A 22,332-nucleotide genomic window follows, 5' to 3' on the forward strand; every position below is an offset into this window, starting at 1 on the left:
CGCCCCGCGGCGGACTCCACGGCCCGCGCGGGGCCGCCCCGCCGCTACCGGTGCCAGCCGTTGCCCTGGGTCAAGCAGCGCACCAGGTAGTCGCGCAGCGACACCACGGCCAGCCGCCGCCGGTCGGTCTCGTGGTCCCACACGACGATGCCCGGCCCGTAGTCGGTGTGCACGTAGGCGAACTGCGGGCCCATGTCGCTGTCGCCGAAGAAGATCATCTCGTCGAACGGCGCGTACAGCTCCAGGTAGTCGGGTTCGGCGCGCATGGCGAGGTTGTCCTCGATCAGCCGCTCCACCGGCCACACGATCGCGTCGCCGTAGGCGTTGTACACCCCGTCGCATTCGCGTAGCAGGGATCCCAGCTCGAAGGGCATCGGCAGCACCAGCGCCTTCTCCACCTCGGCCAGCATCGCCTCATCGGCCGGTCCGGGCAACTCCGCCTCGGGGTACAGTTCCACGATCAGTTCACGCCACACATAGGGAATCATCACAGGTCGTGGCAAGGCACGAGAAACCGACGGCCGCGAGTCGACAGAATCCGACCGGGAATTCACCACATCGGCACCCGTGGGCGATATGCGCGCCCAGTGCCCCAGGCGCCGCAGCCGCCCCAATCCTCCCGCCCCCACCCCGCGGCGCCGTGCGCGCGACGGTCCTCACGGGCGCAGCGGCAGCTGCGCGGTGAGCCGGTAGCCCCCACCCGGCGTCGGGCCCGCCCGCAGGGTGCCACCCAGACTCAGCGCCCGCTCCCGCAGCCCCGCCAGCCCGTGCCCGCCGGAGGGCAGCTCCAGCGGCGGCGCCGTGGGCGCGTCGTTGTCGACGTCGATGCGCAACCGGGCCTCGTCCTCCCCCAACCGCACCCGCACCGGCGCGCCCGGCGCGTGCTTGCCCGCGTTCGTCAACGCCTCCTGCACGATGCGGAACGCGGCCCGCTGCAGCGGCTCGGGCCAGGCCGGCCCCTCCTCGTCGGGCACCGAAAGGTCGGCGGTGATGTGCGGCCCAGCCTCCGCGATGAGGCGGGGCAGGTCGGCCAGGGTCGGCTGGGGCGCCAACCCCGTGGAGCCCGCCCCCGAGGCGCGCAGGACCGCGACCATGTGCCGCAGCTCGCCCAGCGTGGCCACACTGCGCCGCCGGATCTCCGCGGCGGCCTCGGTGACCTCCGCGTCGTGCGCGGCGACCTGCAACGCCCCGGCCTGCACGCTGATCAGACTGACCTGGTGGGCGACGACGTCATGCATCTCGCGGGCGAGCCGGGCACGCTCGGTGGCCAGCACCTTCTCCGCCATGAGCTCGCGCTCACTGGCCTGGCTGCGCTGCAGCTCGCACAACCGCTCCTCCAGCTCGGAGCGGGTGCGCACCAGCAGCCCCAGCGCGGCCGGGGCCAGCCCGGTCAGCACCGAGTACCCGGCGATCAGCACCACCTCCGACACATCGGCCCCGCCCAGGAACTCCCGCATCTCGCTGAGGGGGTAGGGCACCATGTCGAAGATGATGACCAGCACCATCCCCGCGGCCACCGCCCAGCGGCGCCGGTCATAGCGCGCCACCGTGTACAGCGCGACGATGGACGCCGACCACAGGTAGGGGATCCACAGCGCCGGAAGGGTCGCCAGCAGAACCGGCCAGGGCCAGCGGCGCCGCAGCGGAAGCACCGCGGCCGCGAACAGGGCGGTGCCCAGCTGCACCGGGCCCTCGCTGCCCACCAGCAGCAGCGACTCCACCACCGCCACGACCACCGGCAGCCCCAGCGCCGCCCACGTGGGCATCCTCACCCGCGACCCCACATCTCCACCGGCCCGGCGCGGTGCGCGATGACGGCGGCCTGCACCCGGTTGGCGGCGTCCAGCTTGTCCAGCAGCACACTCACGTGGTCCTTGACCGTGCCCAGCCCCAGGTGGAGGCGCTCGGCGATCTCGGCGTTGGAGCACCCTTCGGCCAGCAGCCCCAGCACGTCGCGCTCACGCGCGGTCAACCCCTCGACCCACGCCGGCAGCGGGCGCTCGGCCTCGGCGCGGGCGTCGACCATGCGGTGGGTCACCGCCGCGGAGAACGTGGTCCCGCCGCTGGCCAGCAGCCGCACCGCCTGCACCAGCTGCTCGGGGTCGGTGTCCTTGAGGAGGTAGCCGGCCGCGCCCGACCGCAGCGCACGCGTGATGAACTCGTCGGTGTCGAACGTCGTGAGCATCGCCACCACCGGCGGGTCGGCCTGCGCGCGCAGGCGCCGCAGCACACTCAGCCCATCAACTTTGGGCATGCGGATGTCCAGCAGGACGACGTCGGGGCGGGTGCGTTCGATGAGCCCGACCGCCTGCACCCCGTCCCCGGTCCCCACCACCTCGATGTCCCCACCTGACCGCAGGATCATGGACAGCCCCGTCTGGATCAGGGTCTCGTCATCGACGATCACCACGCGGATCACTGGTCCACCTTTACTGAGCAGGCAACATCTGGGCGGTGCGCGCAACGACTCTAAAGGCACGCACACCGCGCTGTCTCCTCCGCGAGGAGGAGGGCGATCCAGCCACTCGGCGGGGGTGCGACCGACGCTCAGCGGGTGCGCGCGGCTGAGACGAAGGAAATGATCACGCATGTGATCTTCTCCCCCGCACGCCGCCGGGCCGCGGCCCCACGGCGCGGCCGGCGCCCAGCGGGTCCGCCGCTCCCCTTCCAGCGGACCCCGCACGGCCGCAGGCGGCGGCACCCCACCGGGGCGGGTGGCGTGGTGGCAGACCGGCCCTAGGACGGATAGGGCCGACCTTCCACCACGGGGCAGGGGGAGGCAGCGGGGACTCCGCCGCTCCCTGCCCTGCTCCGCGCTCGACACACAAGCGCGGGACCTGCGGGTGGTGGGCGCGACCGCGCCCACCACCCGGGCGGGGCCGGCGGATCCCGGCCCCGCCCCGCCCCGAATCCCACCCCGCTGCGCACGACCCGCCGGACTGTGGCGATGCCCACGGTCCCCACGTTCTGCGGCCCTGGCGCCGCAATGTCCTGGTGCCCTGGCGTTTGAGGGCACCAGCGCGGGTGGCCCGCGACGGCGGGTCCGGGCCACCCGCCCCCCGGGGCGCGCCTCGCCCACTCTCCCCTCCCCGCCGCCTGCAGGCGGGATCCGGCGGGGCCCGCCCACGGGGGCGGCGGGCCCCGCACAAATATCCCCGGCCGGTGGAATATCATCGGGATACCCCCTGTTAGAGGGGGTGCGGGTCGGTGCGGTCAATAAGTGTCCCCCGGGCTCCATTCATTGCCTTCGCGGAATACCGCGCCCGTCCCACCCCGGTGGGCGGGCGGCCTTCGGAGCCGCGTTGTGCCCTACGCCGTGAGGCGACCGCCGTACCGACCCCGCAATTTCAGCAACGGGCCCCGCAGCACACACAGCTGCGGGGCCCGTTCGCGTCAGACGGCCCGTGTCCTCGCCACCCGCTCACGGCCGCGCTCCGGCCGGTTTGACCCTGACGTTGGCGTCAACGTTGTCGACTGCGCCCATGAACACGTCCACCACCCAGCTGCAGGACACCACCGTCATCGTCACCGGCGCGGGATCAGGAATCGGCCGCGCCACCGCACGCGCCGCCGCCGACCAGGGCGCCCGCGTCCTGGCCGTGGGCCGACGACACGACGCGCTTCAGGCCACCGCCCACAACCACCCCGGCATCGTCTGCCTCCCGGCCGACATCACCGCCCCTGACGCCCCCGACGCCATCGCCCAGGCCGCCCGCACCCGGCTGGGGCGCATCGACGCCCTGGTCAACAACGCCGCCATCCTCGGCGGCGGCCCAGTGGGCACCATCACCCGCCCCGAAGCCGTCCGCCTGTTCGACACCAACCTGATCTCGCCGATGCTGCTGGCTCAGGCGGTCCTGGGCGACCTGGAGGCCACGGGCGGGGTTGTCGCCAACGTCTCCACCGCGGTAGGGCAGCGCGGCTGGGCGGGCAGCGGCCTGTATGCCGCCTCCAAGGCGGCCCTGGAGGCGGTCACCCGCAGTTGGGCGGTGGAGGTGGCGCCGCGCGGCGTGCGCGTGGTCGCGGTGGCACCCGGCGCCATCGACACCCCCATCGGCGCGAACAACGGCCTGTCGCCCCAGCGCCGCGAGGAGATCCGCGCCTGGCAGATCGCCGCCACCCCGATGGGTCGCCACGGCCGCCCCGAGGAGGTCGCCTGGGCGCTGTGCGCGCTGATCGGCCCCCAGGCGTCGTTCGTCACCGGTGTGGTGCTGCCCGTGGACGGGGGCGCGGTCGTGGGCTGAGCAGCCCGGCGCCCCGCAGGACGCTCGGTGACTGCGGCCGCGCGCCCCCGCACCACTGGCCCACCCGGCCCGCTTCAGGCGCAGCCGGGCGGTGTGCTGGATCTGCGCGGCCATCACCCCAGCTCGACGACGGTCTAGGAGGTGTGCTCGCGCCACCCCCGGTCCACCTGGGGCAGCGCCGACAGCCCAACCTCCTCCAGCAGGTCCACCAGCAGCCCCCAGCTCCACCCTGTCCAGCTCACCCCCTGGTGCGGCTCGGCGCGCAGTGCGGGCCGCCGTGTCGTGCCGGCGCCTGGGGCGTGCACGCGGGGGCACCCGGTACCGGTGACAATGGGGCCGGGCGGGAGATCGACAAGGAGGCCGGGATTGCGCATCGGGGAGCTGGCCCACGCGGCGGGGGTATCGACGCGGGCCGTGCGCCACTACGAGCAGGCCGGGCTGATCACCAGCACCCGCGCGCACAACGGCTACCGGGTCTTCGACGCGCGTGCCCTACGGCGGGTCCGCAACATCTCCTTCCTCGTCGCAGCGGGGCTCACCCTGGACGATGTCGGGCACTTCCTGGAGTGCCTGGACGGCGATGTCTCCGCGGCGCCGCCCGCCCCGGCCAAGCTGGCGGTGGCCCGCGCCCGGCTGCGTGTGTTGGAGGAGCGCATCGCCGCCCAGACGCGGGTCCGCGACCGTCTGGCTGAGGTGTTGCGCGAGGCCGAAGCGGCGTCGCGGCCCCGGCATTCACGCTGAGGCCCTCGGCCCGGTGGGTGGCTGGGTCGGCCGGGATCGGGTGGATTCACCCGGGCTTGTCGGAGAACCGCCGAGACACGCCGCTTCCCCTCCTCGAGCCCTCCACCTGGGGCTTAATGGGAGCGTCACCCGTCCTCTGCCTTCGATCCACCACCAGTGCCGTTGGAGAGGGAAGCCGATGTCCGCCGTCCCGTCCGCTCGCCCCAGCCTCGCCTGGCTGGCCGCCGCCACCGCGACCGTGGCCCTCCTCTCGCTGGGAACGGCCGCCGCCCCCGCCTACCCCGGCCACACCGTGAGCCGCTACGTGCCGCTGTCCGGCGGCTCCGCCGACACCGACCGGGCCCGCAGCGACGGATGCACCGCGGGCACCACTGGGCGCAGCGGGGTGCGCATCCTCTTCTTCGGCACCCAGGAATCCGGTGGGCGACTCCGCCCGCCCGGCACGACCGCCGGCAACTCCGCCACCCGTGTGCCCGCCAGCCGCGCCATCGATGCCGCCGCGGCCTGGGCGCGGGGGTTCTCCTCCTGCCGCGCCCGCGGCGCCACCGCCACCCTGGCCCTGGGTGTCAACAACAAGGACGACGGCGGCGTGGGCGGCGCCGGTGCCGGCCGGGCCTGGGCGCGCATCGTCCAGCAGGCCGCATCGGCGGCCGAGAACCCCGCCGTCAGCATCGCCGGTGCTGTGGACGCCGAACCCGGCTGGTCCTCGCCCGGCTGGGGGCGCGGGTGGGTGCGCGCGTTCACCTCGGCCACCTCCCGCACCCTGTACGCGGCCGGTGCCGCCGGGGGATGCCCCACCTATGGGGCGGCATCAGTGCGGTGCAACAACGGCTGGACGGTGCCTGACGTGTATTTCGTGGCGGCCGGGGCCGCACCGACGATCCGCGCGATCCCGCAGATCTACCGGACCGACGGGATCCAGGCGCGCCAGTGGGCACACATCAGCTCGTGGGGGGCCAAGCGGGGGTCGGGCACGGTGCGGTTCGCCGGGTCGCTGTCGCAGTACGTGGCCTGCCAGCAGCGCAGCGGGTGCGCCACGACGGACAACACCGCCAAGGCGGCCTGGACCCAGCTGCGCGACGAGCTCAACGCCCACCCCGAGACGCGTGTCTCCGCCCTGCCCAACGCCACCGACGTCCGCTGGCCCTGACGCCGACCCGGCCACCGGGGCAGCGGGTTACAGCGTGTAGGAGGCGGTGACGGCGCGGTGGTCGCTGCCGGGAACCTCCCGCACCCCCGCCTCGACCGCCCGCAGGCCGCGGCCCAGCGCGTGGTCGAGCCGCACCAGCGGCACCGCGGCGGGCCAGGTGAACCCCAGCCCGCTGCCCGCCTGCTGCTGGGCGTCGGTGAAACCGTCGAAGGCATCCATCCGCCGGTCGGTTCCGGCGGTGTTCAGGTCGCCCAACACCAGGACACGCTCGGCGCGGCTGGCGGTGGCGGCCCGGGCCAGCCGGGCCAGGGAGGCGTTGCGGCGGGCACTGTGCCCGGGCCGGATGGAGGCCAGGTGCGCGGCATAGACCGTGACCGGCCCCTGGGGGGTGGCGACCTCGGCGCGCAGCGCCCGCTTCCACCCGATCCCCACATCGACGGGGCCGCTGAGGCTCAGGGGGAAGCGGCTCCACAGCCCCACGGTGCCGGCCGCGGTGCGGTACTCCAGGCCGGTGGGACACGTGCTGGCCGCCCCGGTCATCTCCTGGGCGGCGATGAGGTCGGCGCCCTGCGCGGCCAGGGAGCGCAGGGCGGTGCACGGGTCGGGGTTGTCGGCGCGCAGGTTCACCGAGGCCACCCGGAGGTCGGCGGGGGCGGCGGGGGCGCCTCCGGCCACAAACGCCGGCCCGAACACCGCCGCCCAGGAGGCGAGCGCGACCACGGCCGCCGTGGTGCCCGCTGCGGAGCGCGCCGCCGCGGCCAGGGCGGCCAGCACGGCGATGGGGGCGCCCAGCCAGGGCAGGCCGGTGTCCAGGAAGGTGCCGATCGGCTCAGGGACCAGCCGGTGGCCGATCAGCAGCGCGGCCGCGGCCAGGGCGGCGGCGCCGACGGCCCGCCCGAAACTGCGCCCGCGGGCCGGTGGCCGCCGATGGCCGCGCCGCCCCGATGCGGGGGCGGGGCCGGGCGGGTGGTGGTGTCCATACCGGCCACACTGGCCGGTGATTCTAAGAGCGGAATGAGAACCGCCCCGCGGGCCACCAGACCCGCGTCAGCCGCGGCCGAGGTAGGGCATGGTGGTGGCGGTGAGGGTGAGGAAGGGGATGTTGGCCTCCAGCGGCAGGGCGGCCATGGTCGCCACGGTGTCGGCGACGTGGGCGACGTCGAACGTGGGCTCCGGGGCGCGGGTGCCGTCGGCCTGCAGGGTGCCCTGGGCGATGGTGGCGGTCAGGTCGGTGGCCGCGTTGCCGATGTCGATCTGCCCGCAGGCGATGTTGTAGGGGCGCCGGTCCAGGCTCAGCGCCTTGGTCAGCCCGGTCACGGCGTGCTTGGTGGCGGTGTAGGCCACCGAGTGGGGGCGCGGCGCGTGGGCGGAGACGGACCCGTTGTTGATGATGCGCCCGCCCTGGGGGTCCTGGTCCTTCATCAGGGCGAAGGCGGCGCGTGCGCACCAGAAGGCGCCGGTGAGGTTGACGTCGACCGCCTGGCGCCAGGCCGCGTCGCTGACCTCGTGGGCGGGCGCCGGGACCGGCATGGCACCGGCGTTGTTGAACAGCAGGTCACACCGCCCGTAGGAGTCTTGCACCTGGGCGAACAGGGCGCGCACGGCATCGGGGTCGGCCACGTCGGTGGCCACCGGCAGCACAGCGGCCTCGTCTCCGGCCTGCTGGGCGGTCTCCTCCAGGCGGGACAGGCGGCGCCCGGCCAGGACGACGGCGTAGCCGTCGGCGGCCAGGCGCAGCGCCACGGCGCGTCCGATGCCGCCGCCGGCGCCGGTGACCACGGCCACGCGCCGCGGGCCGGACGCGGCGCGGGCGCGGTGGGTCGGGACCATGGGTGCGCTCCCCAGGGGGTGGTGTCGCTGCTGGTGGGCCGACATCCTATCGGGGGCGCGCCGGCGGGGGTGCGGGCCCCGTCCGGCCTGCGGGCTCACCGTGGGGCGGGGCCGGTGCTGGAGCGCACGACGAGTTCGGGGTGGAAGCACAGCCGCCGCGGGGCGGCCTCGGCGCCGTTGATGCCGTCCATGAGGGAGGTGACGGCGGCCTGGCTCATGGCGCGCACGGGCTGGCGCACGGTGGTCAGGGGCGGGTCGATGTAGGCCATGAGGGCCGAGTCGTCATAGCCGACGACCGACACGTCGCCGGGGATGTCCAGTCCGCGTTCTTTGGCGGCGCGGATGGCGCCGATGGCCATGGTGTCGCTGCCGCAGCAGATCGCGGTGCACCCGTCGTCGAGCAGCCGCAGGGCGGCGGCGTGCCCGCCTTCGACGGTGAACAGGGTGTGGCGGATCCAGGCGGCGCGCACCGCCCCGGGGCCCAACATCTCGGTCATGGCGGCCAGGTATCCGGCTTTCTTGCCGATCGAGGGCAGGTAGCGCTCCTGGCCCAGCGCCAGCCCGATGCGGTGGTGGCCCAGGCTGGCCAGGTGGCGCACGGCCAGCTGCACGGCCGCCTCGTCGTCGGTGGACACCAGGGGGGCCTCCAGGCCGTCGCGGTGGCCGTTGATGAGCACGATGGGCAGGCGGCGGCGCAGCAGCCGCTGGTAGCGCTCGGTGTCGGCGCGCACGTCGGCGTGCAGGCCGCAGACGAACACGATCCCGGCCACGCCGCGCTCCAGCAGCAGCTCGGTGTAGTCGTCCTCGGCGATGCCGCCGGGCTGCTGGGTGCACAGCACGCTGGAGTACCCGTGCGAGATGAGCCCGGATTCGAGGAACTGGGCGAAGGTGGGGAAGATCGGGTTGGACAGTTCGGGCACGATGAGCCCGATCAGCCCCGCCTTGCCCGTCCGCAGCCGGCCGGGCCGCTCGTATCCGCACACGTCCAGCGCGGTGAGCACGGCCTGCTGCTTGTGGGCCGACACGCCGGGCCGGCCGTTGAGGACGCGGCTGACGGTGGCGACGCTGACCCCGGCCTGGGCGGCGATCTCGGTGAGTGTGGCGCTCATCAGGCCAGCACCTTACCGAGATCGCCCCCGGGGCGCGGGGTGCGCGGCGCAATCGGTCACGACTTGGTGCTTCCAGCGCTCAGCCCGGCCACCAGGTGGCGCTGGACGGCCAGGAACACCGCGGCGGCCGGCGCGGCGATGAGGACGGAGGCCGCGCTGAGCATGCCCCATTCGGCCTTCTGCTGGCCGACGAACTGGCCCAGGCCCACCGCCAGAGTGGAGGTGGCGTCCGTAGTGAGGAACGCGGTGGCATAGGCCACCTCGCCCCAGGCGGTGATGAACGCATAAAACGCGACAACGGCCAGGCCGGGGCGGGCCAGCGGCAGGATGAGCCGCCAGAACGTGCCCAGCGGGCTGAGCCCGTCCATCCGCCCGGCCTCGTCGATCTCCACGGGGATGGTGTCGAAGGTGCCGCGCAGCATCCAGGCGGAGAACGGCACGGCGATGGTCAGGTAGGTGAGGATCAGCCCCAGGTGGCTGTTGATCAGGCCCAGCGTCGAGAGCACGTTGTACAGCGGGACGATGAGGATCGCCACGGGGAACATCTGGGTCACCAGCAGCATCCACAGCAGCGGCCGCATCCCCGGGAAGCGGAACCGGCTCAGTGCGTAGCCGGTGGTGGCCGCGGTGATCAGGGCCACCGCGGTGGTGCCGCCGGCGACGATGAGGGAGTTGGCGAACCAGGTGAGAAACGAGGTGGAGCCCAGCACGTGGGCGTAGTTGTCCAGGGAGGGGTCGTGGAACAGCTCGATGCGGCTGGACTGCCAGGCGCCGCGGGGTTTGAGTGAGGTGAGCACGACCCAGGCCACCGGCAGCACGGCGGTGGTGGCGGCGGCCAGCAGGGTGGCGTGCAGGGCCGCCGAGGCGGCGCGGGAGCGCACGCGCCGCGGCGCGCGGGTGCGGGGGGTGGCGGTTACCATGCGGTGCCTCCGCGTCGTAGGGCCCGCTGGTAGACCACGGCCATGGCCACCAGCAGCAGGAGGATGAGCATGCCGTAGGCGGCCGAGCCGCTGTAGTCGCGGATGCCCTCGAAGGCCATGCGGTAGGCGTAGGTGACCAGCAGTTCGGTGCTGTCGCCGGGCCCGCCGCCGGTGACCAGGTAGATCACCGGGAACTGGTTGAAGGTCCAGATCGTGCCGAGCAGCACCACCGGGGCGCTGACCGGGCGCAGCCCGGGCAGGGTGATGTGCACGAACCGCTGCCAGGCCGAGGCGCCGTCCACGCGCGCGGCCTCGTAGTGCTCGGCGGGGATGGACTGCAGGCCGCCGAGCAGCGCCAGCATCATGAACGGCACGCCCACCCACACGTTGACGCAGATGACGGCGATCTTGGCCGTCAGCGGGTCGTTCAGCCAGGCCACGGCGGGCAGCCCCACACCCCGCAGGGCGGCGTTGAACACCCCGTAGTCCTGGTTGAACAGGAACCGCCAGGTGAAGGCGGTGACGAACGGGGGCACCGCCCAGGGCAGCACCATGGCCACCCGGTAGGCGGCGCGCCCGCGCAGCGGCCGGTTGAGCAGCAGCGCCAGGCCCAGGCCCAGCCCGTAGTGGGCGCCGATGCACACCACGGTCCACACCAGGGTCCAGGCCAGGCGGGGCCAGAACGCGCCGGTCTCCCCCGACAGGATGGCGAGGTAGTTGTCGGCGCCGACGAAGGTGTAGGTGGCGGGGATCTCGTTCATCCCGATGGTGCGCCCGACGGTGGCCTCGGTGGCGTTGGTCAGCGACAGGTACAGGCCGCGGGCGAAGGGGATGCCGATGATGACGGTGGTGACGATCACCACGGGGGCGGCCAGGATCCAGGCGTAGGCGTGGGTGGCCAGGGCGCGGCGCAGCGGGCCCGAGCCGCCGCGGCGGGGGCGGCGGGGCGGTGCGGGGCTCGCCGCCCCGCGAACGGTGGGCAGGGTGGTGGTCATGGTGCGGTTCAGTCCCATCCCAGGGCGGCGCGGTAGTCGGCGGCCACGGCGTCCAGGGCCTCTTGTGCGGTGGCCTGCCCGGAGACGGCGGCGGGCAGCTGCTGGGTGAAGGGTTGGAAGAGGGTGCCGCCTTCGGGGATCCACATGCCGGGGTGGGCGGTGTCGATGACGGGCTCGAAGTCGCGGACGGTGGGGTGGGAGGCGACCTCCTCGCGCTCGTAGACCGAGGCGCGGGTGGGCAGCAGGCCCAGTTCCTTGGTGATGGTGGCCTGGCTGTCGGCCGAGGCCATGAACCGGATGAACGCGTACGAGGCGTCCAGCTCGCCCGATCCGGCATACACGGCGTAGTCGTGGCCGCCGGTGGGGCCGCCCCGGCCCTCGGGCCCGGCGGGCAGGGGGGCCACGCCCAGGTTGTCGGCCTCGTCGCTGAAGGCGTCGCCGGAGCGGATTTCGCCCAGGGACCAGGGGCCGTTGAAGATCATGGCGACGTCGCCGTCTTTGAAGGCGGTCTGCATGGTGGCGTAGGTGTCGGTCAGGGCGGGATCGGCGGCGGCGCCGGAGTCGATGAGGTCGAGGACCTCCTCCAGGGCGGCCACGCCGGCGGCGTCGTTGACGGTGATCTCCTGCTTTTCGACGTCGAGCAGGTTGCCGCCGTGGGCGTAGTAGTGGGGCAGCAGGAAGAACCCGTCGGCGGCGTTCAGGTACAGGCCGGTGGCGTCGGTGGTGTCGTTGACGTCCAGGGCGACCTGTTTGAGCTCCTCCATGGTGGCGGGGGGTTCCTCGTGTCCGGCCTGGGCCAGCAGGTCCTTGTTGTACAGCAGCGCCAGGGAGTCGGTGACCTGGGGGACGGCATAGGTGGCGCCCGCGTGGCGGGTACTGGACAGCGGGGTGGGCAGGAAGTCCTCGGGCTCCTGCAGGGCCGGGGTGTCGTCCAGGGGGGCGAGGTAGCCCAGGGCGGCCAGTTCGGCCACCCACCCCACGTCGGCGCGCATCACGTCGGGGGCGCCGGTGCCGGCCTGGGCGGCGGTCTTGAACTTCTCCTGGGCGTCGTCGAAGGGGACGTTCTCGTAGTGGACGGTGATGTCGGGGTGGGCGGCCTCGAAATCCTCGATGAGGCCGCGGAAGACGTGGGCCTCGGTGGTGGCGTCCGAGGTGTCCCAGAAGGTGATCTCTCCGGAGCCCGCGCCGGGCGCCGCGGCGCCCTCGGGGTTGGCGCCGCAGGCCGACAGGGCCAGGGCCAGGCCGAGCGCGGCCGCGGCGGTGGGCATCGGACGCATGGTGCCTCCTTGGGGGTGGGGGGTCAGGGGGGATGGTCCTCGCCGCCGGCCGTCCCCCGTGGCGGAAGGATTGCGCAGAAGCTAGCAAGAAATTTCAAAAACTGAAACCCTCTTGCAAAGCGCGCGGCATCACCGCCACCCCCGCAAAACACCCCCAACCAGCACAAACACCACCACACCACCCGCCACCAGTACCACAACCGCACCACCGCACCCCACCCCCCGCACGGCCACACACCCCCTCTGACCCGCCCCAAAGGGGAGCCACCACCCCTGCCAGCCCCACCCCCTCCGCCACAATGAAGGCAGGACACCCACGACCCAGCCACACCCGGGAGGACCCCACATGGCCGGCATCGACTACCGGCGCGCCAGCCGCACCAACCTGCTGGCCTGGTCACTGCTGTTCGTCGCCCACGCCGCCACCGGGCTCATCCTCCTCGTCCTCTACGCCCTGGCCACCGTCCTCTCCCTCATCTGGGTCGGCGTCCCCCTCATCGTCCTGCTCACCACCCTCATCCGCGGCCACGCCGACACCCACCGCACCATGCTCGGCCACTTCCTGCCCGACGGACCCGTCCCCTCCCCCTACGACCCACTGCCCCCCACCGGCGTCGGCCGCCGCGCCGGCGCCATCCTCACCGACCCCGCCACCTGGCGCGACCTCACCTGGCTCCTCGTCAACGGCCTCTTCGGCGCCGTCATCGCCGCCCTGCCCGCCCTCCTCATCGCCCAAGCCGCCCACCTCACCCTCTACAGCACCGTCCTGTGGAACGACGCCCCCAGCGGCTACTACAACCTCACCCCACCCCACGACCAGGCCGGCGCCCTCATCACCCTGCTCCCCGCCCTCCTCCTCGCCCTCGTCTACTGGGTCATCACCCCCATCAGCGTCAGCGGCTACGCCCACCTCAACCGCTGGCTCCTCGCCCCCAACGAAAAAGCCCGCCTCGCCCAACGCGTCGCCCACCTGGCCACCTCCCGCGCCGAAACCATCGACGCCCAAGCCTCCGAAGTCCGCCGCATCGAACGCGACCTCCACGACGGCGCCCAAGCCCGCCTCGTCGCCCTCGGCATGAGCCTCGGCATGGCCGAACAAATGCTCGCCCAGGACCCCCACACCGCCCAACAACTCCTCGCCGAAGCCCGCGACAGCACCCGCCAAGCCCTCACCGAACTCCGCGACCTCGTCCGCGGCATCCACCCGCCCGTCCTCGTCGAACGCGGACTCCAAGGCGCCGTCCGCGCCCTGGCCGTCACCCACCACCTGCCCATCGACGTCGACATCGACCTCCCCGGCCGCCTCGCCGCCCCCGTCGAATCCGCCGCCTACTTCGCCATCGCCGAAATCCTCACCAACGCCGCCAAACACTCCGGCGCCACCCGCGCCTGGGTCCGCATCAACCACGGCGGCGACCGCCTCGTCCTCCTCGTCGGCGACGACGGAAAAGGCGGCGCCGACCTCTCCAAAGGCACCGGACTGCAGGGCATCCGGCGCAGACTCGACGCATTCGATGGCACGATAAGCATTGTCAGCCCGGCAGGCGGGCCGACTATCGTCACAATGGAGCTCCCGTGCGTGTTGTCATCGCCGAAGACCTCGCCCTCCTCCGCGATGGACTGATCCGGCTGCTGCAAGCCCACGAATTCGAGGTCGTCGCCGCCGTCGACAACGGCCCAGACCTCCTCAAAGCCCTCCTGGAGCACCGGCCCGACGTCGGCGTCGTCGACGTACGCCTGCCCCCCACCTTCACCGACGAAGGACTCCAGGCCGCCATCGAAGCCAGACGCCACGTCCCCGGGCTGCCCATCCTCGTGCTCTCCCAGCACGTCGAACAGCTCTACGCCCGCGAACTCCTCTCCGACGACGGCGGCGCCGTGGGCTACATGCTCAAAGACCGCGTCTTCGACATCGGCCAGTTCATCGACGCCATCCGCCGCGTCGCCGCCGGCGGCACCGCCATGGACCCCGCCGTCATCTCCCAGCTGCTGGCCAAACACAGCGAAGACGGCCCCCTCGCCGCCCTCACCCCCCGCGAACGCGAAGTCCTCAGCGAAATGGCCGAAGGCCGCTCCAACTCCGCCATCGCCCAACGCCTCTTCATCACCGAAAAAGCGGTCAGCAAGCACATCAACAACATCTTCACCAAGCTCGACCTGCCGCCCTCCAACGACGACAGCCGCCGCGTCCTCGCCGTGCTCGCCTACCTCAACAACGCCTGAGCGCACCCGCGGCCGGGGGGACACACACCCCCGCACGCGCCGGTGCCGGCGCGTGGACGGTCCGCACCGGCACCGGGCCAGCCCACCAACGGGCTGCTGGCGCGCAAGGCGCCACAAACGAACCGCGGCCACATCCGGCCGCGCCGGGGCACCCCACGCCACCGCGCTACTCGCGCGGGCCCGCCTCCGGACTCCGGTACAACCCGTCGATCTCCTCAGCGAACGCCCGCAGCACCGCATCACGCCGCAACTCACCCGAGGGCAGCACCAACCCGCTCTGCGGCGTGAACTCCTCAGCCAGCACATGAAACGCCCGCACCGCCAACCCCGGCGGCACCGTCCCGTTCGCCTCATGCACGATCGCCTGGATCTCCTTCAGCAGCTCCGGGTCGGCCGCGATCTCCTCCGGCGCCATCGACAACGGCCGGTTGTTCACCAGCCGCCAGTACTCCAACTGGTCACGCACCAGCGTGATCAGCGCGCTGACATACGGCCGCCCCTGCCCGATCAGCATCACCTGGCTCACCAGCGGGTGCGCCTGCAACCGCTGCTCCAGCGCCGCCACCTGGTCCACCGCCGCACCAACCGCAGCCTGCGCCGGTGACGCAGGCGGAGCGGCAGGGGCGGGCGCCGGTGTCGGCTCCGGCTGCGCCTCCGACATCGCGGGCGCCGCCGCCTCCGGCTCCACCGCCGACATCGGACCGCTCTCCACCGCAGCACCCCCGCCCCGCGGCCCCCAGGGGCGCGGCTCCGGCGGCGCCAGCGGCGCCTCCAAGGTCGCCTGCGGGCGCACGCGCTGCGCCACCCTCACATACCCCTCGGCATCCATCTCACCGACGAACCCCGTGGCCAGCCACCCATCGCGGAACGCCGCACGACCGGCCGCCTCATCGCCCCAATACCCACCGAACACGCCCGCACCGCGCACATGCAGCTCACCCTCACGCGACAACCGCACCTCAACACCCGGCAACGGCCGCCCCTGCGCCCCCGCACGACGCTCCCCCGGAGCATTCACCACGAACGCACCACCGGACTCCGGGATCCCAAACGCCTGGTACACCGGGATCCCCGCACCGCTGTAAAACCGGTCCATCTTCTCGCTCAGCGGCCACCCCGCACACACGATGAACTGCGCCCGGCCACCCAACGACTCCCGGATCCGCGCATACATCCAGTCGTACATCGCCATCGACACCCGCTTCCAGGCGCCCTTGCGCTCGGCCCGGTCGAAATCCACCGCCAGATCCGTGGCCGCGTTATACGCGTTCAGACTGTCCCAGCTCGTCTCCCGCGCCCGCGCCCGCTCAACCGCGTGCACCGCCTCCAACAACCGCGGCGTGGCCACCACCACCGTGGGCCGAAACTCCCGCACCGCACGCAGCCACCCCGCACCCAGCGGCAACAGGCCCACCCGCACCTGCCCCACCAGGCACGCCACCAGCGCCGCCACCCCATGCACATCCGAAGGAGGCAGCTGCAGCAGCGCCGCCGCACGCCCCTCCTCGACATCCGCCAGCGCCGGGCCCAACCGGCCCACCACACCCTCGGCCGCCGCCAGCACATTCCCGTGCGTCAACACCGCACCACGGGCCCGCACCACACGCCCCACCGGGTAGGCGATCACCGCCGGATCCCCCCGACGCGTCTCCTCCCGCCGAAACCGCACCGCCGTGGGATCCATATAGGCGCCCGGACGCGCGATCGCCTCCAAGCCCCCCTCATCCAACCGCCACGTCCGCGCCAGCTCCGTCAACTCCGCCGAAATCCCCGCGACCGTGCCCGCATGGCGCCCATCCTCCAACACCACCGCGGCCGGACCGCAGTCCCGCAACACATGACGCAGCCGCTCCGCCGACGCCGACGACGGCACCGGCACCACCACCGCGCGCACCACCCACGCCGCGAACGCCACCAGCGCCCACTCATAGCGGGCACCACACACCACCACGATCCGGTCACCCGCACCCACACCCGCGGCGATCAGACCCTTGGCCAGCGACGTCACCTCACTGAGGAACTCACCCGCCGCCACATGCTCCCAGCCGCCCTCAGCACCACGACGCGCAAACACCTTGCTGCGCGCCGCCGTATTGGCACGGTGATAGGCGATATCCCCCAGCACCTCAAAGCGCGGGGCCTGCGCCACCCCATCCGAGCGCGACTGCCGCATGCCGGCTACTCCTCCACCTACGGGGGCCGCCACCCGGCCGCCACCCTCGCGTCGCAACAACGACGAACGTCACCTGAACGAGCCCTACTGTGCACGGTTTCCTCACCCAACGGCAACTCCCCACCACGCCCCGGACCTGCACGCACACCCCCACCACCGCTCGACACCAGGCCTTTGGTCCTTGAGCCCCGCCCACCCCCGGCACACTGACCCCCCATGACCCCCACACACAAACTCACCACCCTCCTGGCCGCCCTCACCCTGGCCACCACCCCCGCACCCACCGCACACGCCGACACCCCCACCCCACCCCCGCCACCGTGGCCACCTCCGGCCACCACATCGACCCCCGCCCCAGCACCGCCGAACTCACCCGCCGCCTCCACCGCCTCGAAAACCGCAGCCACGGCCACATCGACGTCACCGAAATCGGCCGCACCAACCAAAACCGGCCCATCTACAACGCCACCGTCGGCACCGGCCCCGACGCCTCCTCTACATCACCCAGCAACACGGCGACGAACCCCTCGGCACCCCCGCCGCCCTCGAATTCCTCCGCCACATCGGCACCGGCACCACCCCTGGCACCGCTGGATCCGCTCCCGCCTCACCATCGACATCGTCGTCCGCGCCAACCCCGACGGCTCCGAACTCAACTGGCGCTACAACCACGACCCCCACGCCGACCCCGAATACGGCCACAAAGGCAAGGGCTACGACCCCAACCGCTACCACGACCCCGCCCTACACCCCGACGACAACCCTGTCCCCGAATCCGCCGCCGTCCAACGCACCTACGCCCAAGCCGACCCCGACATCGTCGTCGACTACCACATGCAAGGCCGCTACACCGACGCCCACGGGCGCGAAATCACCGCCTCCGTCATGTGGCCCACCCACCCCGACGTCGACACCCGCACCACCGACCTCGCCCGCCAAGTCTCCGTCGCCGCCGCCCAGGCCATGAACGCCTCCCACCCCACCGCCAACGTCAGCACCTACCCCGGCGGCAACTACCAGGGCATCGCCCGCAACGCCTACGGCCTGCGCGGCAGCGGCAGCGTCCTCATCGAACTCAGCGCCATCGGCCCCCACGCCCAACAGCGCCAAATCCACTCCGCAATCGCCGCCATGACCGCCATCGCCCAACGCTCCGCCGACGGCTCCCTCACCCGCATCGACCCCGCCCGCGCCGACGACATCCCACCGCGCGGCGCCCCCATCCCCAGCAACGACCGCGCTCTGACCGCCGGCCCCGCCGACACCCTCGACTGACCCCCACCCCGAACACACCAGTGGCCTGCGAGTCCCGACCTCCAGACCCGCAGGCCACCCATGCCCTCGTCGTCAACCCCCCTCACGGGGCCTCAACCGCGGAAATCACATAGCGAGCCACCGACGCACCCACGATCGCCGCCTGCTGCTCCGACGTCGGCCCCGACCCCCGGAAGCGCTCCAGATCCTCCGCACGCTCCCACCGCTCATACACATTGATCCGGCCCGGCTCCACCAGGTCCGGTGACAACGCGAAGTCCCAACACCCCGCCGCCGACCGCGCCTGCTCCACCACGCCCCGGCACCCCTCCAGGTACGCGGCCCGCTCCCCCGGATCCACCTCGATATGACCAGCGACGATCAACACACCCGCCACCCCTCTCCAATCCCGCGACAACACGTGCCAAGCGCCGCCACCGTAACCACCCCCACCGACAAACCCCACACACCACCAACACCCACCTCCAGCCCCACACGCCCCGCGTTTGGCAGCAGTCACACCACGGGTACAAACCATCCCTAACCACCCCACACCAGCCGCTACCCCTGCCCCGGAAACGGCCCACCATGACCACCACCGCCATCGCCACCCGCTACCACCACTTCGCCACCCACGAAGCCACCACCTCCCCCTCTACACCGAACTCGCCCACGGCATCGCCGCCGACCCCACCCTCCTCGCCCTCCTCAACACCCTCCCCCGCGCTGCCACCAGCCCAACCTCCTCTTCGCCGCCACCCGCCACCTCACCGGCACCCCCACCTCCTTCCCCCAACTCCGCCGCACCCTCCTCGACAACTGGCACCACATCGCCCCCCTCATGCAACACCGCCGCACCCAAACCAACGAACCCGCCCGCTGCGCACCCCTCCACCCCCTCCTCACCGCCCTCCCCAACCCCTCACCCTCATCGAAGTCGGCGCCTCCGCCGGCCTCTGCCTCTACCCCGACCGCTACGCCTACGACACCAACGGCCACCTCACCGGCGACCCCCACTCCCCCTCCGCATCACCGCACCCGCCACCGGCCCCACCCCACCCACACACCCCCACCTCGACATCGCCGCACGCATCGGCATCGACCTCAACCCCTCGACATCAACGACCCCGACGACACACGCTGGCTCCACAGCCTCATCTGGCCCGAACACCACCAACGCACCAAACGCCTCGACGCCGCCCTCACCATCGCCCGCGCCGACCCGCCCCACCTCATCCAAGGCGACCTCAACCAGCGCCTCCCCGACGCCATCGCCCAAGCCCCGCCACCAGCACCGTCGTCGTCTTCCACACCATCGTCCTCAGCTACCTGACCGACGACGAACGCCACCGCTTCACCGAACAGATCCGCGCCCTCGACGTCCACTGGCTCGCCCAAGAACCCCCGCCGCCCTCCCCCACATCACCGCCCCGAACCCGACCCCCGCCCCGGCTACACCCACCTCCTCACCCACAACGAGCGCCCCCTCGCCTACACCGACCCCCACACCGGCGCCGCCCACTGGTTCACCTGACCCGCCCCGAACACACGTGTCCCCGGCGGCCACAACCGGCCACCGGGGACACACCACACCTCCGCGCTACCGAACTCAGCGCATCGACATCAGCGCACCAGCGAATCCAACAACCGCTCCAACTCCCCCTCCGGATCATCGGTCAACCCGGTGTGAATCGGCCCCGGCTGCACAATCGTGCTGCGCGGCGACGTCAGCCAACGGAACCTCCGCCCCGCCGACTCACCCCCCGCCGCACCCGCAGCACCACCGCCCTGGCACACCGCCTCCACCGCATCCAGAGCCCGACGCACCCCCGCCACATCCACCGAGGCGTCCAACGCCGACAACCGACCCTCATCCAACGCACACCGCGCCGCCAAGAACCCCCGCGCCTGGCAGTACACGATCACCCCCGCATTGACCTGCTCACCGCGCTCCACCCGCGGAACCACCCGCACCAGCGCGTACTCGAACACCACCTGCGTCACCGGGCCACCTCCGGCAACCAGCCGCGCTCCGCCACCCGCGCCAGCAAATGCGCAACGAACGCCTCACGCACCTCCTGCACCGAACCGAACCCCGGCTCCTCCACCAGCCACTCATCCGGCACCAGGGCCGTCACCTCCGACAGCAGCTCCTCCGTCACCAACGGCGCCAGCACCGCATCCGCCGCCACCACATCCGGCCCCGCCGGAAGCAGCACATGCTCCGACGCGTCATAGGCCCGCGCCACAGCACCGTCCGACCCCCGCCAGTTGTGCTGAAAGATCAGCGTCGCCCCGTGGTCGATGAGGTACGGCGCACCATGCCACACCAGCATGTTCGGGTTCCGCCACGTCCGATCCACGTTGCCGACCAGTGCGTCGAACCACAGCACCCGCCCGGCGAACGCCGCGTCCACCTCAAAGGCCAGCGGATCGAACCCCAGCGACCCCGGCAGAAAGTCCATCCCCAGGTTCAGCCCACCACTGGCCTTCAGCAGCTCCTGCACCTCCGGATCGGGCTCACCGCGACCGATCACCGCGTCGAACTCCACCAGCACCAGCTCCGGAACCGGCAACCCCAACGCCCGACCCAGCTCACCCGAGACCACCTCGGCGACCAGCGTCTTGCGCCCCTGCCCCGCACCCCGGAACTTCACCACGTACATGCCCAGGTCATCAGCCTCGACCAGACCTGGCAACGATCCACCTTCGCGCAACGGCAGCACGTACCGCGTCGCGGAAACTTCTCTCAACACGCCGATCAGCATACGGTCGCGCCCCTCCGCTAGATTGCGGACATGCGGCTCAGTGACGACCAACTCACCCACGACATCACCACCGCCCTCGCCGGCCTCCCCGGCGTCCAAGCCGTCACCTCGGCGGATCGCGCGCCACCGGCACCCACACCCCCGACAGCGACTTCGACTTCGCCATCTACTACCGCCGCGACTTCGACCCCGACCACCTGCGCGCCCTCGGCTGGGACGGGCAGGTCTTCGAGATCGGCGCATGGGGCGGCGGGATCTTCAACGGAGGCGCCTGGATCACCTACGACGACCGGCACGTCGACGTGCACTACCGCGACCTCGACGACGTGGAGCACCGCATCGCCGAAGCCCGCCATGGACGCTTCGACGTCGAACTCCTCGCCTTCCACCTCGCCGGGATCCCCACCTACCTCGTCGTCGCCGAACTCGCGGTCAACCGCGTCCTCCACGGTGACCTGCCGCGACCGGAGTACCCCGAGGCGCTGCGCCACGCGGCGCCCGCCCGGTGGTGGGGCCAGGCCGAACTGACGCTCGCCTACGCCCGAACCGCACACGCCCAGCGGGGCCATGTGACCGAGACGGCCGGAGCGATCGCCACGGCCGCGGCACAGAGCGCGCACGCCATCCTGGCCGGCCGGGGGACCTGGGTGACCAACGAGAAGCGGCTGCTGGACCTGGCCGACCTGCGCGGCATCGACAAGATCTGCTCCGACCTGGATCCGGCCCCGTCGGCTCTGGTGGACGGTGTGGACGCGGCGGCACGGCTCCTCGGCGAGGCCGTGGAGGAGGCGCGGCGACAGGCGGAGGGATAGCGGAGCGGTCGCGGGCGGGCGGCGCTGCCCCGCTGTCCTGCCGGGGCCCTAGCGGGCCGCTGTGCGGGAACCCGCCCATCCCAGGACGCGGCCGGTGAAGGCGACGGCCAGCTCATTCCACCGGCCGATCCGCACCATGGGGTGGGAGTCCACGTGGACGGGGACGAAGTCGGCGCTTGCCGCGACACCGCGGGCCCGGTCCACGTAGGCACGCGAGTCGGCCGGGCTGGTGGTGATGTCGAAGTCGGCGTGGGCGATGAGCAGGTGCCGATCCCGCAGCGGCTCCACGGGGTCGCCGTCGCAGATCCAGGGAGCAAGCCCCAGCACGCCCCGCACCCGTTGGGCGTCGGCGGCCTGGAGCACGGCGCGCCCGCCCATCGAATGGCCGGTGGTGACCACCGGGATCGGCCCGAAGCGGCGCTCGATCTCCTCCAGTGCCTGCCGTGTGTCGACCACGGCGTCAGCGGCGGTGCCGTTCCAGCCCCGCACGCGTAGCCGCAACCGCAGCACGAGCAGGCCGGAGTCGGACCAGGCACGGCGCAGCGCCCACGCGAACGGGATCATCCGCAGTACGGCGCCTTCCCAGGGGGTGGTCGGCACGGTGCTGGTGACGTCGCCGCCATGGAGGATCAGGACAGCTCCTCGCGGCTGGCGCGTCTCTCCGGAGACAGTCAACCATGGGCCGTTCGTCCCGATTCGCCAGGTTCGTTCCTGGGGCATGCAACCGTCCTTTGGGCGCTTAAGGAGAAGGGTGCGGCGTAGCCGCTCCATTTATCTTGGCGTGGTTCTGGTAGTGACCAGTACAGGCGCCTTTACAATGTAGATTTATAAGGGAT

Annotated in this window: 23 protein-coding genes and 1 pseudogene; 9 read left to right on the plus strand and 15 right to left on the minus strand. The window is 72.3% G+C overall.

From position 1 onward, the window contains the following. Positions 1-44 precede the first annotated feature (44 nt). The 3 genes from CDO52_RS16240 to CDO52_RS16250 form a co-directional block, all read right to left on the minus strand. Positions 45-488 (minus strand): SMI1/KNR4 family protein, encoded by a 444-nt coding sequence (locus CDO52_RS16240; protein WP_017617756.1) that lies wholly within the window; start codon positions 486-488, stop codon positions 45-47. 168 nt (positions 489-656) lie between these two features. After that, entirely contained in the window at positions 657-1,766 is a 1,110-nt protein-coding gene (locus CDO52_RS16245) for a sensor histidine kinase (RefSeq protein WP_017617757.1), read from the minus strand. Between the two features lie 2 nt (positions 1,767-1,768). After that, positions 1,769-2,419 (minus strand): response regulator, encoded by a 651-nt coding sequence (locus CDO52_RS16250; protein ID WP_017617758.1) that lies wholly within the window; start codon positions 2,417-2,419, stop codon positions 1,769-1,771. Positions 2,420-3,482: 1,063 nt separating this feature from the next. On the opposite strand from CDO52_RS16250, the gene CDO52_RS16255 reads away from it, so the two are divergent. After that, on the plus strand, positions 3,483-4,244 hold the full coding sequence (locus tag CDO52_RS16255; RefSeq protein ID WP_017617759.1) for an SDR family NAD(P)-dependent oxidoreductase: 762 nt from the start codon (positions 3,483-3,485) through the stop codon (positions 4,242-4,244). A 134-nt stretch (positions 4,245-4,378) separates the two neighbouring features. Here the strand turns inward: CDO52_RS16255 and CDO52_RS27580 are convergent, their stop codons facing one another. After that, positions 4,379-4,549, minus strand: a complete 171-nt coding sequence (locus tag CDO52_RS27580; protein ID WP_157745604.1) for a hypothetical protein — start codon at positions 4,547-4,549, stop codon at positions 4,379-4,381. A 61-nt stretch (positions 4,550-4,610) separates the two neighbouring features. Between CDO52_RS27580 and CDO52_RS16260 the strand changes: the two genes are divergently transcribed. Together CDO52_RS16260 and CDO52_RS16265 are read left to right on the plus strand one after the other, a co-directional pair. After that, positions 4,611-4,985: a MerR family transcriptional regulator gene (locus CDO52_RS16260; RefSeq protein WP_017617761.1), complete on the plus strand. Its 375-nt coding sequence runs from the start codon at positions 4,611-4,613 to the stop codon at positions 4,983-4,985. A 178-nt stretch (positions 4,986-5,163) separates the two neighbouring features. After that, complete coding sequence (locus CDO52_RS16265) at positions 5,164-6,135, plus strand: hypothetical protein (RefSeq protein ID WP_094932500.1); 972 nt, start codon at positions 5,164-5,166, stop codon at positions 6,133-6,135. Between the two features lie 27 nt (positions 6,136-6,162). On the opposite strand, the gene CDO52_RS16270 is transcribed toward CDO52_RS16265, so the two are convergent. From CDO52_RS16270 to CDO52_RS16295, 6 genes are all read right to left on the minus strand, one after another. Next, positions 6,163-6,909, minus strand: a complete 747-nt coding sequence (locus CDO52_RS16270; protein ID WP_232524215.1) for an endonuclease/exonuclease/phosphatase family protein — start codon at positions 6,907-6,909, stop codon at positions 6,163-6,165. 273 nt (positions 6,910-7,182) lie between these two features. After that, the gene (locus CDO52_RS16275; RefSeq protein ID WP_017617763.1) at positions 7,183-7,965 is read right to left on the minus strand and encodes an SDR family oxidoreductase; all 783 of its coding nucleotides are present in this window, start codon (positions 7,963-7,965) and stop codon (positions 7,183-7,185) included. A 95-nt stretch (positions 7,966-8,060) separates the two neighbouring features. After that, positions 8,061-9,074 (minus strand): LacI family DNA-binding transcriptional regulator, encoded by a 1,014-nt coding sequence (locus CDO52_RS16280; protein ID WP_017617764.1) that lies wholly within the window; start codon positions 9,072-9,074, stop codon positions 8,061-8,063. A gap of 56 nt (positions 9,075-9,130) precedes the next feature. Beyond that, on the minus strand, positions 9,131-9,994 hold the full coding sequence (locus tag CDO52_RS16285; RefSeq protein ID WP_017617765.1) for a sugar ABC transporter permease: 864 nt from the start codon (positions 9,992-9,994) through the stop codon (positions 9,131-9,133). Further along, a complete protein-coding gene (locus CDO52_RS16290) occupies positions 9,988-10,989 on the minus strand; it encodes a carbohydrate ABC transporter permease (RefSeq protein ID WP_026125621.1) in 1,002 nt (333 codons plus the stop codon). The genes CDO52_RS16285 and CDO52_RS16290 overlap by 7 nt, the downstream gene beginning before the upstream one ends. Before the next feature lie 8 nt (positions 10,990-10,997). Next, positions 10,998-12,266, minus strand: coding sequence for an extracellular solute-binding protein (locus tag CDO52_RS16295; RefSeq protein ID WP_017617767.1), 1,269 nt, complete (start codon positions 12,264-12,266; stop codon positions 10,998-11,000). Positions 12,267-12,612: 346 nt separating this feature from the next. Between CDO52_RS16295 and CDO52_RS16300 the strand changes: the two genes are divergently transcribed. Both CDO52_RS16300 and CDO52_RS16305 read left to right on the plus strand, forming a co-directional pair. Then, positions 12,613-13,890, plus strand: coding sequence for a sensor histidine kinase (locus tag CDO52_RS16300; protein ID WP_094932501.1), 1,278 nt, complete (start codon positions 12,613-12,615; stop codon positions 13,888-13,890). Continuing rightward, positions 13,842-14,489, plus strand: coding sequence for a LuxR C-terminal-related transcriptional regulator (locus CDO52_RS16305; RefSeq protein WP_017617769.1), 648 nt, complete (start codon positions 13,842-13,844; stop codon positions 14,487-14,489). The genes CDO52_RS16300 and CDO52_RS16305 overlap by 49 nt, the downstream gene beginning before the upstream one ends. A gap of 166 nt (positions 14,490-14,655) precedes the next feature. Here CDO52_RS16305 and CDO52_RS16310 read toward each other — a convergent pair whose 3' ends face one another. Continuing rightward, positions 14,656-16,662 (minus strand): AMP-binding protein, encoded by a 2,007-nt coding sequence (locus CDO52_RS16310; RefSeq protein WP_094932502.1) that lies wholly within the window; start codon positions 16,660-16,662, stop codon positions 14,656-14,658. A 216-nt stretch (positions 16,663-16,878) separates the two neighbouring features. Here CDO52_RS16310 and CDO52_RS16315 point away from each other — a divergent pair, with 216 nt between their 5' ends. Further along, the gene (locus CDO52_RS16315) at positions 16,879-17,937 is read left to right on the plus strand and encodes a M14 family metallopeptidase (RefSeq protein WP_232524217.1); all 1,059 of its coding nucleotides are present in this window, start codon (positions 16,879-16,881) and stop codon (positions 17,935-17,937) included. A gap of 82 nt (positions 17,938-18,019) precedes the next feature. On the opposite strand, the gene CDO52_RS16320 is transcribed toward CDO52_RS16315, so the two are convergent. Beyond that, positions 18,020-18,304 carry a putative quinol monooxygenase gene (locus CDO52_RS16320; protein WP_094932841.1) on the minus strand — a complete coding sequence of 95 codons (285 nt, stop codon included), beginning with the start codon at positions 18,302-18,304 and terminating at the stop codon, positions 18,020-18,022. 399 nt (positions 18,305-18,703) lie between these two features. Between CDO52_RS16320 and CDO52_RS29530 the strand changes: the two are divergent. Beyond that, a pseudogene (locus CDO52_RS29530) lies at positions 18,704-18,927 on the plus strand (DUF2332 family protein); the annotation flags it as partial. 106 nt (positions 18,928-19,033) lie between these two features. Further along, positions 19,034-19,249: a DUF2332 family protein gene (locus CDO52_RS29535; RefSeq protein ID WP_394340793.1), complete on the plus strand. Its 216-nt coding sequence runs from the start codon at positions 19,034-19,036 to the stop codon at positions 19,247-19,249. 290 nt (positions 19,250-19,539) lie between these two features. On the opposite strand, the gene CDO52_RS16330 is transcribed toward CDO52_RS29535, so the two are convergent. Together CDO52_RS16330 and CDO52_RS16335 are read right to left on the minus strand one after the other, a co-directional pair. Beyond that, positions 19,540-19,920 (minus strand): DUF3037 domain-containing protein, encoded by a 381-nt coding sequence (locus CDO52_RS16330; RefSeq protein WP_017617775.1) that lies wholly within the window; start codon positions 19,918-19,920, stop codon positions 19,540-19,542. Next, entirely contained in the window at positions 19,917-20,684 is a 768-nt protein-coding gene (locus tag CDO52_RS16335) for a HipA family kinase (protein ID WP_026125623.1), read from the minus strand. The genes CDO52_RS16330 and CDO52_RS16335 overlap by 4 nt, the downstream gene beginning before the upstream one ends. Before the next feature lie 302 nt (positions 20,685-20,986). On the opposite strand from CDO52_RS16335, the gene CDO52_RS16340 reads away from it, so the two are divergent. Beyond that, positions 20,987-21,496, plus strand: coding sequence for a hypothetical protein (locus tag CDO52_RS16340; RefSeq protein WP_017617777.1), 510 nt, complete (start codon positions 20,987-20,989; stop codon positions 21,494-21,496). A 48-nt stretch (positions 21,497-21,544) separates the two neighbouring features. On the opposite strand, the gene CDO52_RS16345 is transcribed toward CDO52_RS16340, so the two are convergent. Then, the gene (locus tag CDO52_RS16345; RefSeq protein ID WP_157745606.1) at positions 21,545-22,216 is read right to left on the minus strand and encodes an alpha/beta fold hydrolase; all 672 of its coding nucleotides are present in this window, start codon (positions 22,214-22,216) and stop codon (positions 21,545-21,547) included. Between the last annotated feature and the right edge of the window lie 116 nt (positions 22,217-22,332).

Source organism: Nocardiopsis gilva YIM 90087, from assembly GCF_002263495.1.
Classification (GTDB): Bacteria; Actinomycetota; Actinomycetes; order Streptosporangiales; family Streptosporangiaceae; genus Nocardiopsis_C; species Nocardiopsis_C gilva.

What these genes read in the sequence shown, in the direction of transcription:
- CDO52_RS16240 (WP_017617756.1), bottom strand. Translation starts at nt 488, where the DNA reads ATGATTCCCTATGTGTGGCGTGAACTGATCGTGGAACTGTACCCCGAG.
- CDO52_RS16285 (WP_017617765.1), bottom strand. Translation starts at nt 9,994, where the DNA reads ATGGTAACCGCCACCCCCCGCACCCGCGCGCCGCGGCGCGTGCGCTCC.
- CDO52_RS16310 (WP_094932502.1), bottom strand. Translation starts at nt 16,662, where the DNA reads ATGCGGCAGTCGCGCTCGGATGGGGTGGCGCAGGCCCCGCGCTTTGAG.
- CDO52_RS16275 (WP_017617763.1), bottom strand. Translation starts at nt 7,965, where the DNA reads ATGGTCCCGACCCACCGCGCCCGCGCCGCGTCCGGCCCGCGGCGCGTG.
- CDO52_RS16295 (WP_017617767.1), bottom strand. Translation starts at nt 12,266, where the DNA reads ATGCGTCCGATGCCCACCGCCGCGGCCGCGCTCGGCCTGGCCCTGGCC.
- CDO52_RS16290 (WP_026125621.1), bottom strand. Translation starts at nt 10,989, where the DNA reads ATGACCACCACCCTGCCCACCGTTCGCGGGGCGGCGAGCCCCGCACCG.
- CDO52_RS16345 (WP_157745606.1), bottom strand. Translation starts at nt 22,216, where the DNA reads ATGCCCCAGGAACGAACCTGGCGAATCGGGACGAACGGCCCATGGTTG.
- CDO52_RS16280 (WP_017617764.1), bottom strand. Translation starts at nt 9,074, where the DNA reads ATGAGCGCCACACTCACCGAGATCGCCGCCCAGGCCGGGGTCAGCGTC.
- CDO52_RS16300 (WP_094932501.1), top strand. Translation starts at nt 12,613, where the DNA reads ATGGCCGGCATCGACTACCGGCGCGCCAGCCGCACCAACCTGCTGGCC.
- CDO52_RS16265 (WP_094932500.1), top strand. Translation starts at nt 5,164, where the DNA reads ATGTCCGCCGTCCCGTCCGCTCGCCCCAGCCTCGCCTGGCTGGCCGCC.
- CDO52_RS16255 (WP_017617759.1), top strand. Translation starts at nt 3,483, where the DNA reads ATGAACACGTCCACCACCCAGCTGCAGGACACCACCGTCATCGTCACC.
- CDO52_RS16315 (WP_232524217.1), top strand. Translation starts at nt 16,879, where the DNA reads ATGACCCCCACACACAAACTCACCACCCTCCTGGCCGCCCTCACCCTG.
- CDO52_RS16335 (WP_026125623.1), bottom strand. Translation starts at nt 20,684, where the DNA reads ATGCTGATCGGCGTGTTGAGAGAAGTTTCCGCGACGCGGTACGTGCTG.
- CDO52_RS16245 (WP_017617757.1), bottom strand. Translation starts at nt 1,766, where the DNA reads ATGCCCACGTGGGCGGCGCTGGGGCTGCCGGTGGTCGTGGCGGTGGTG.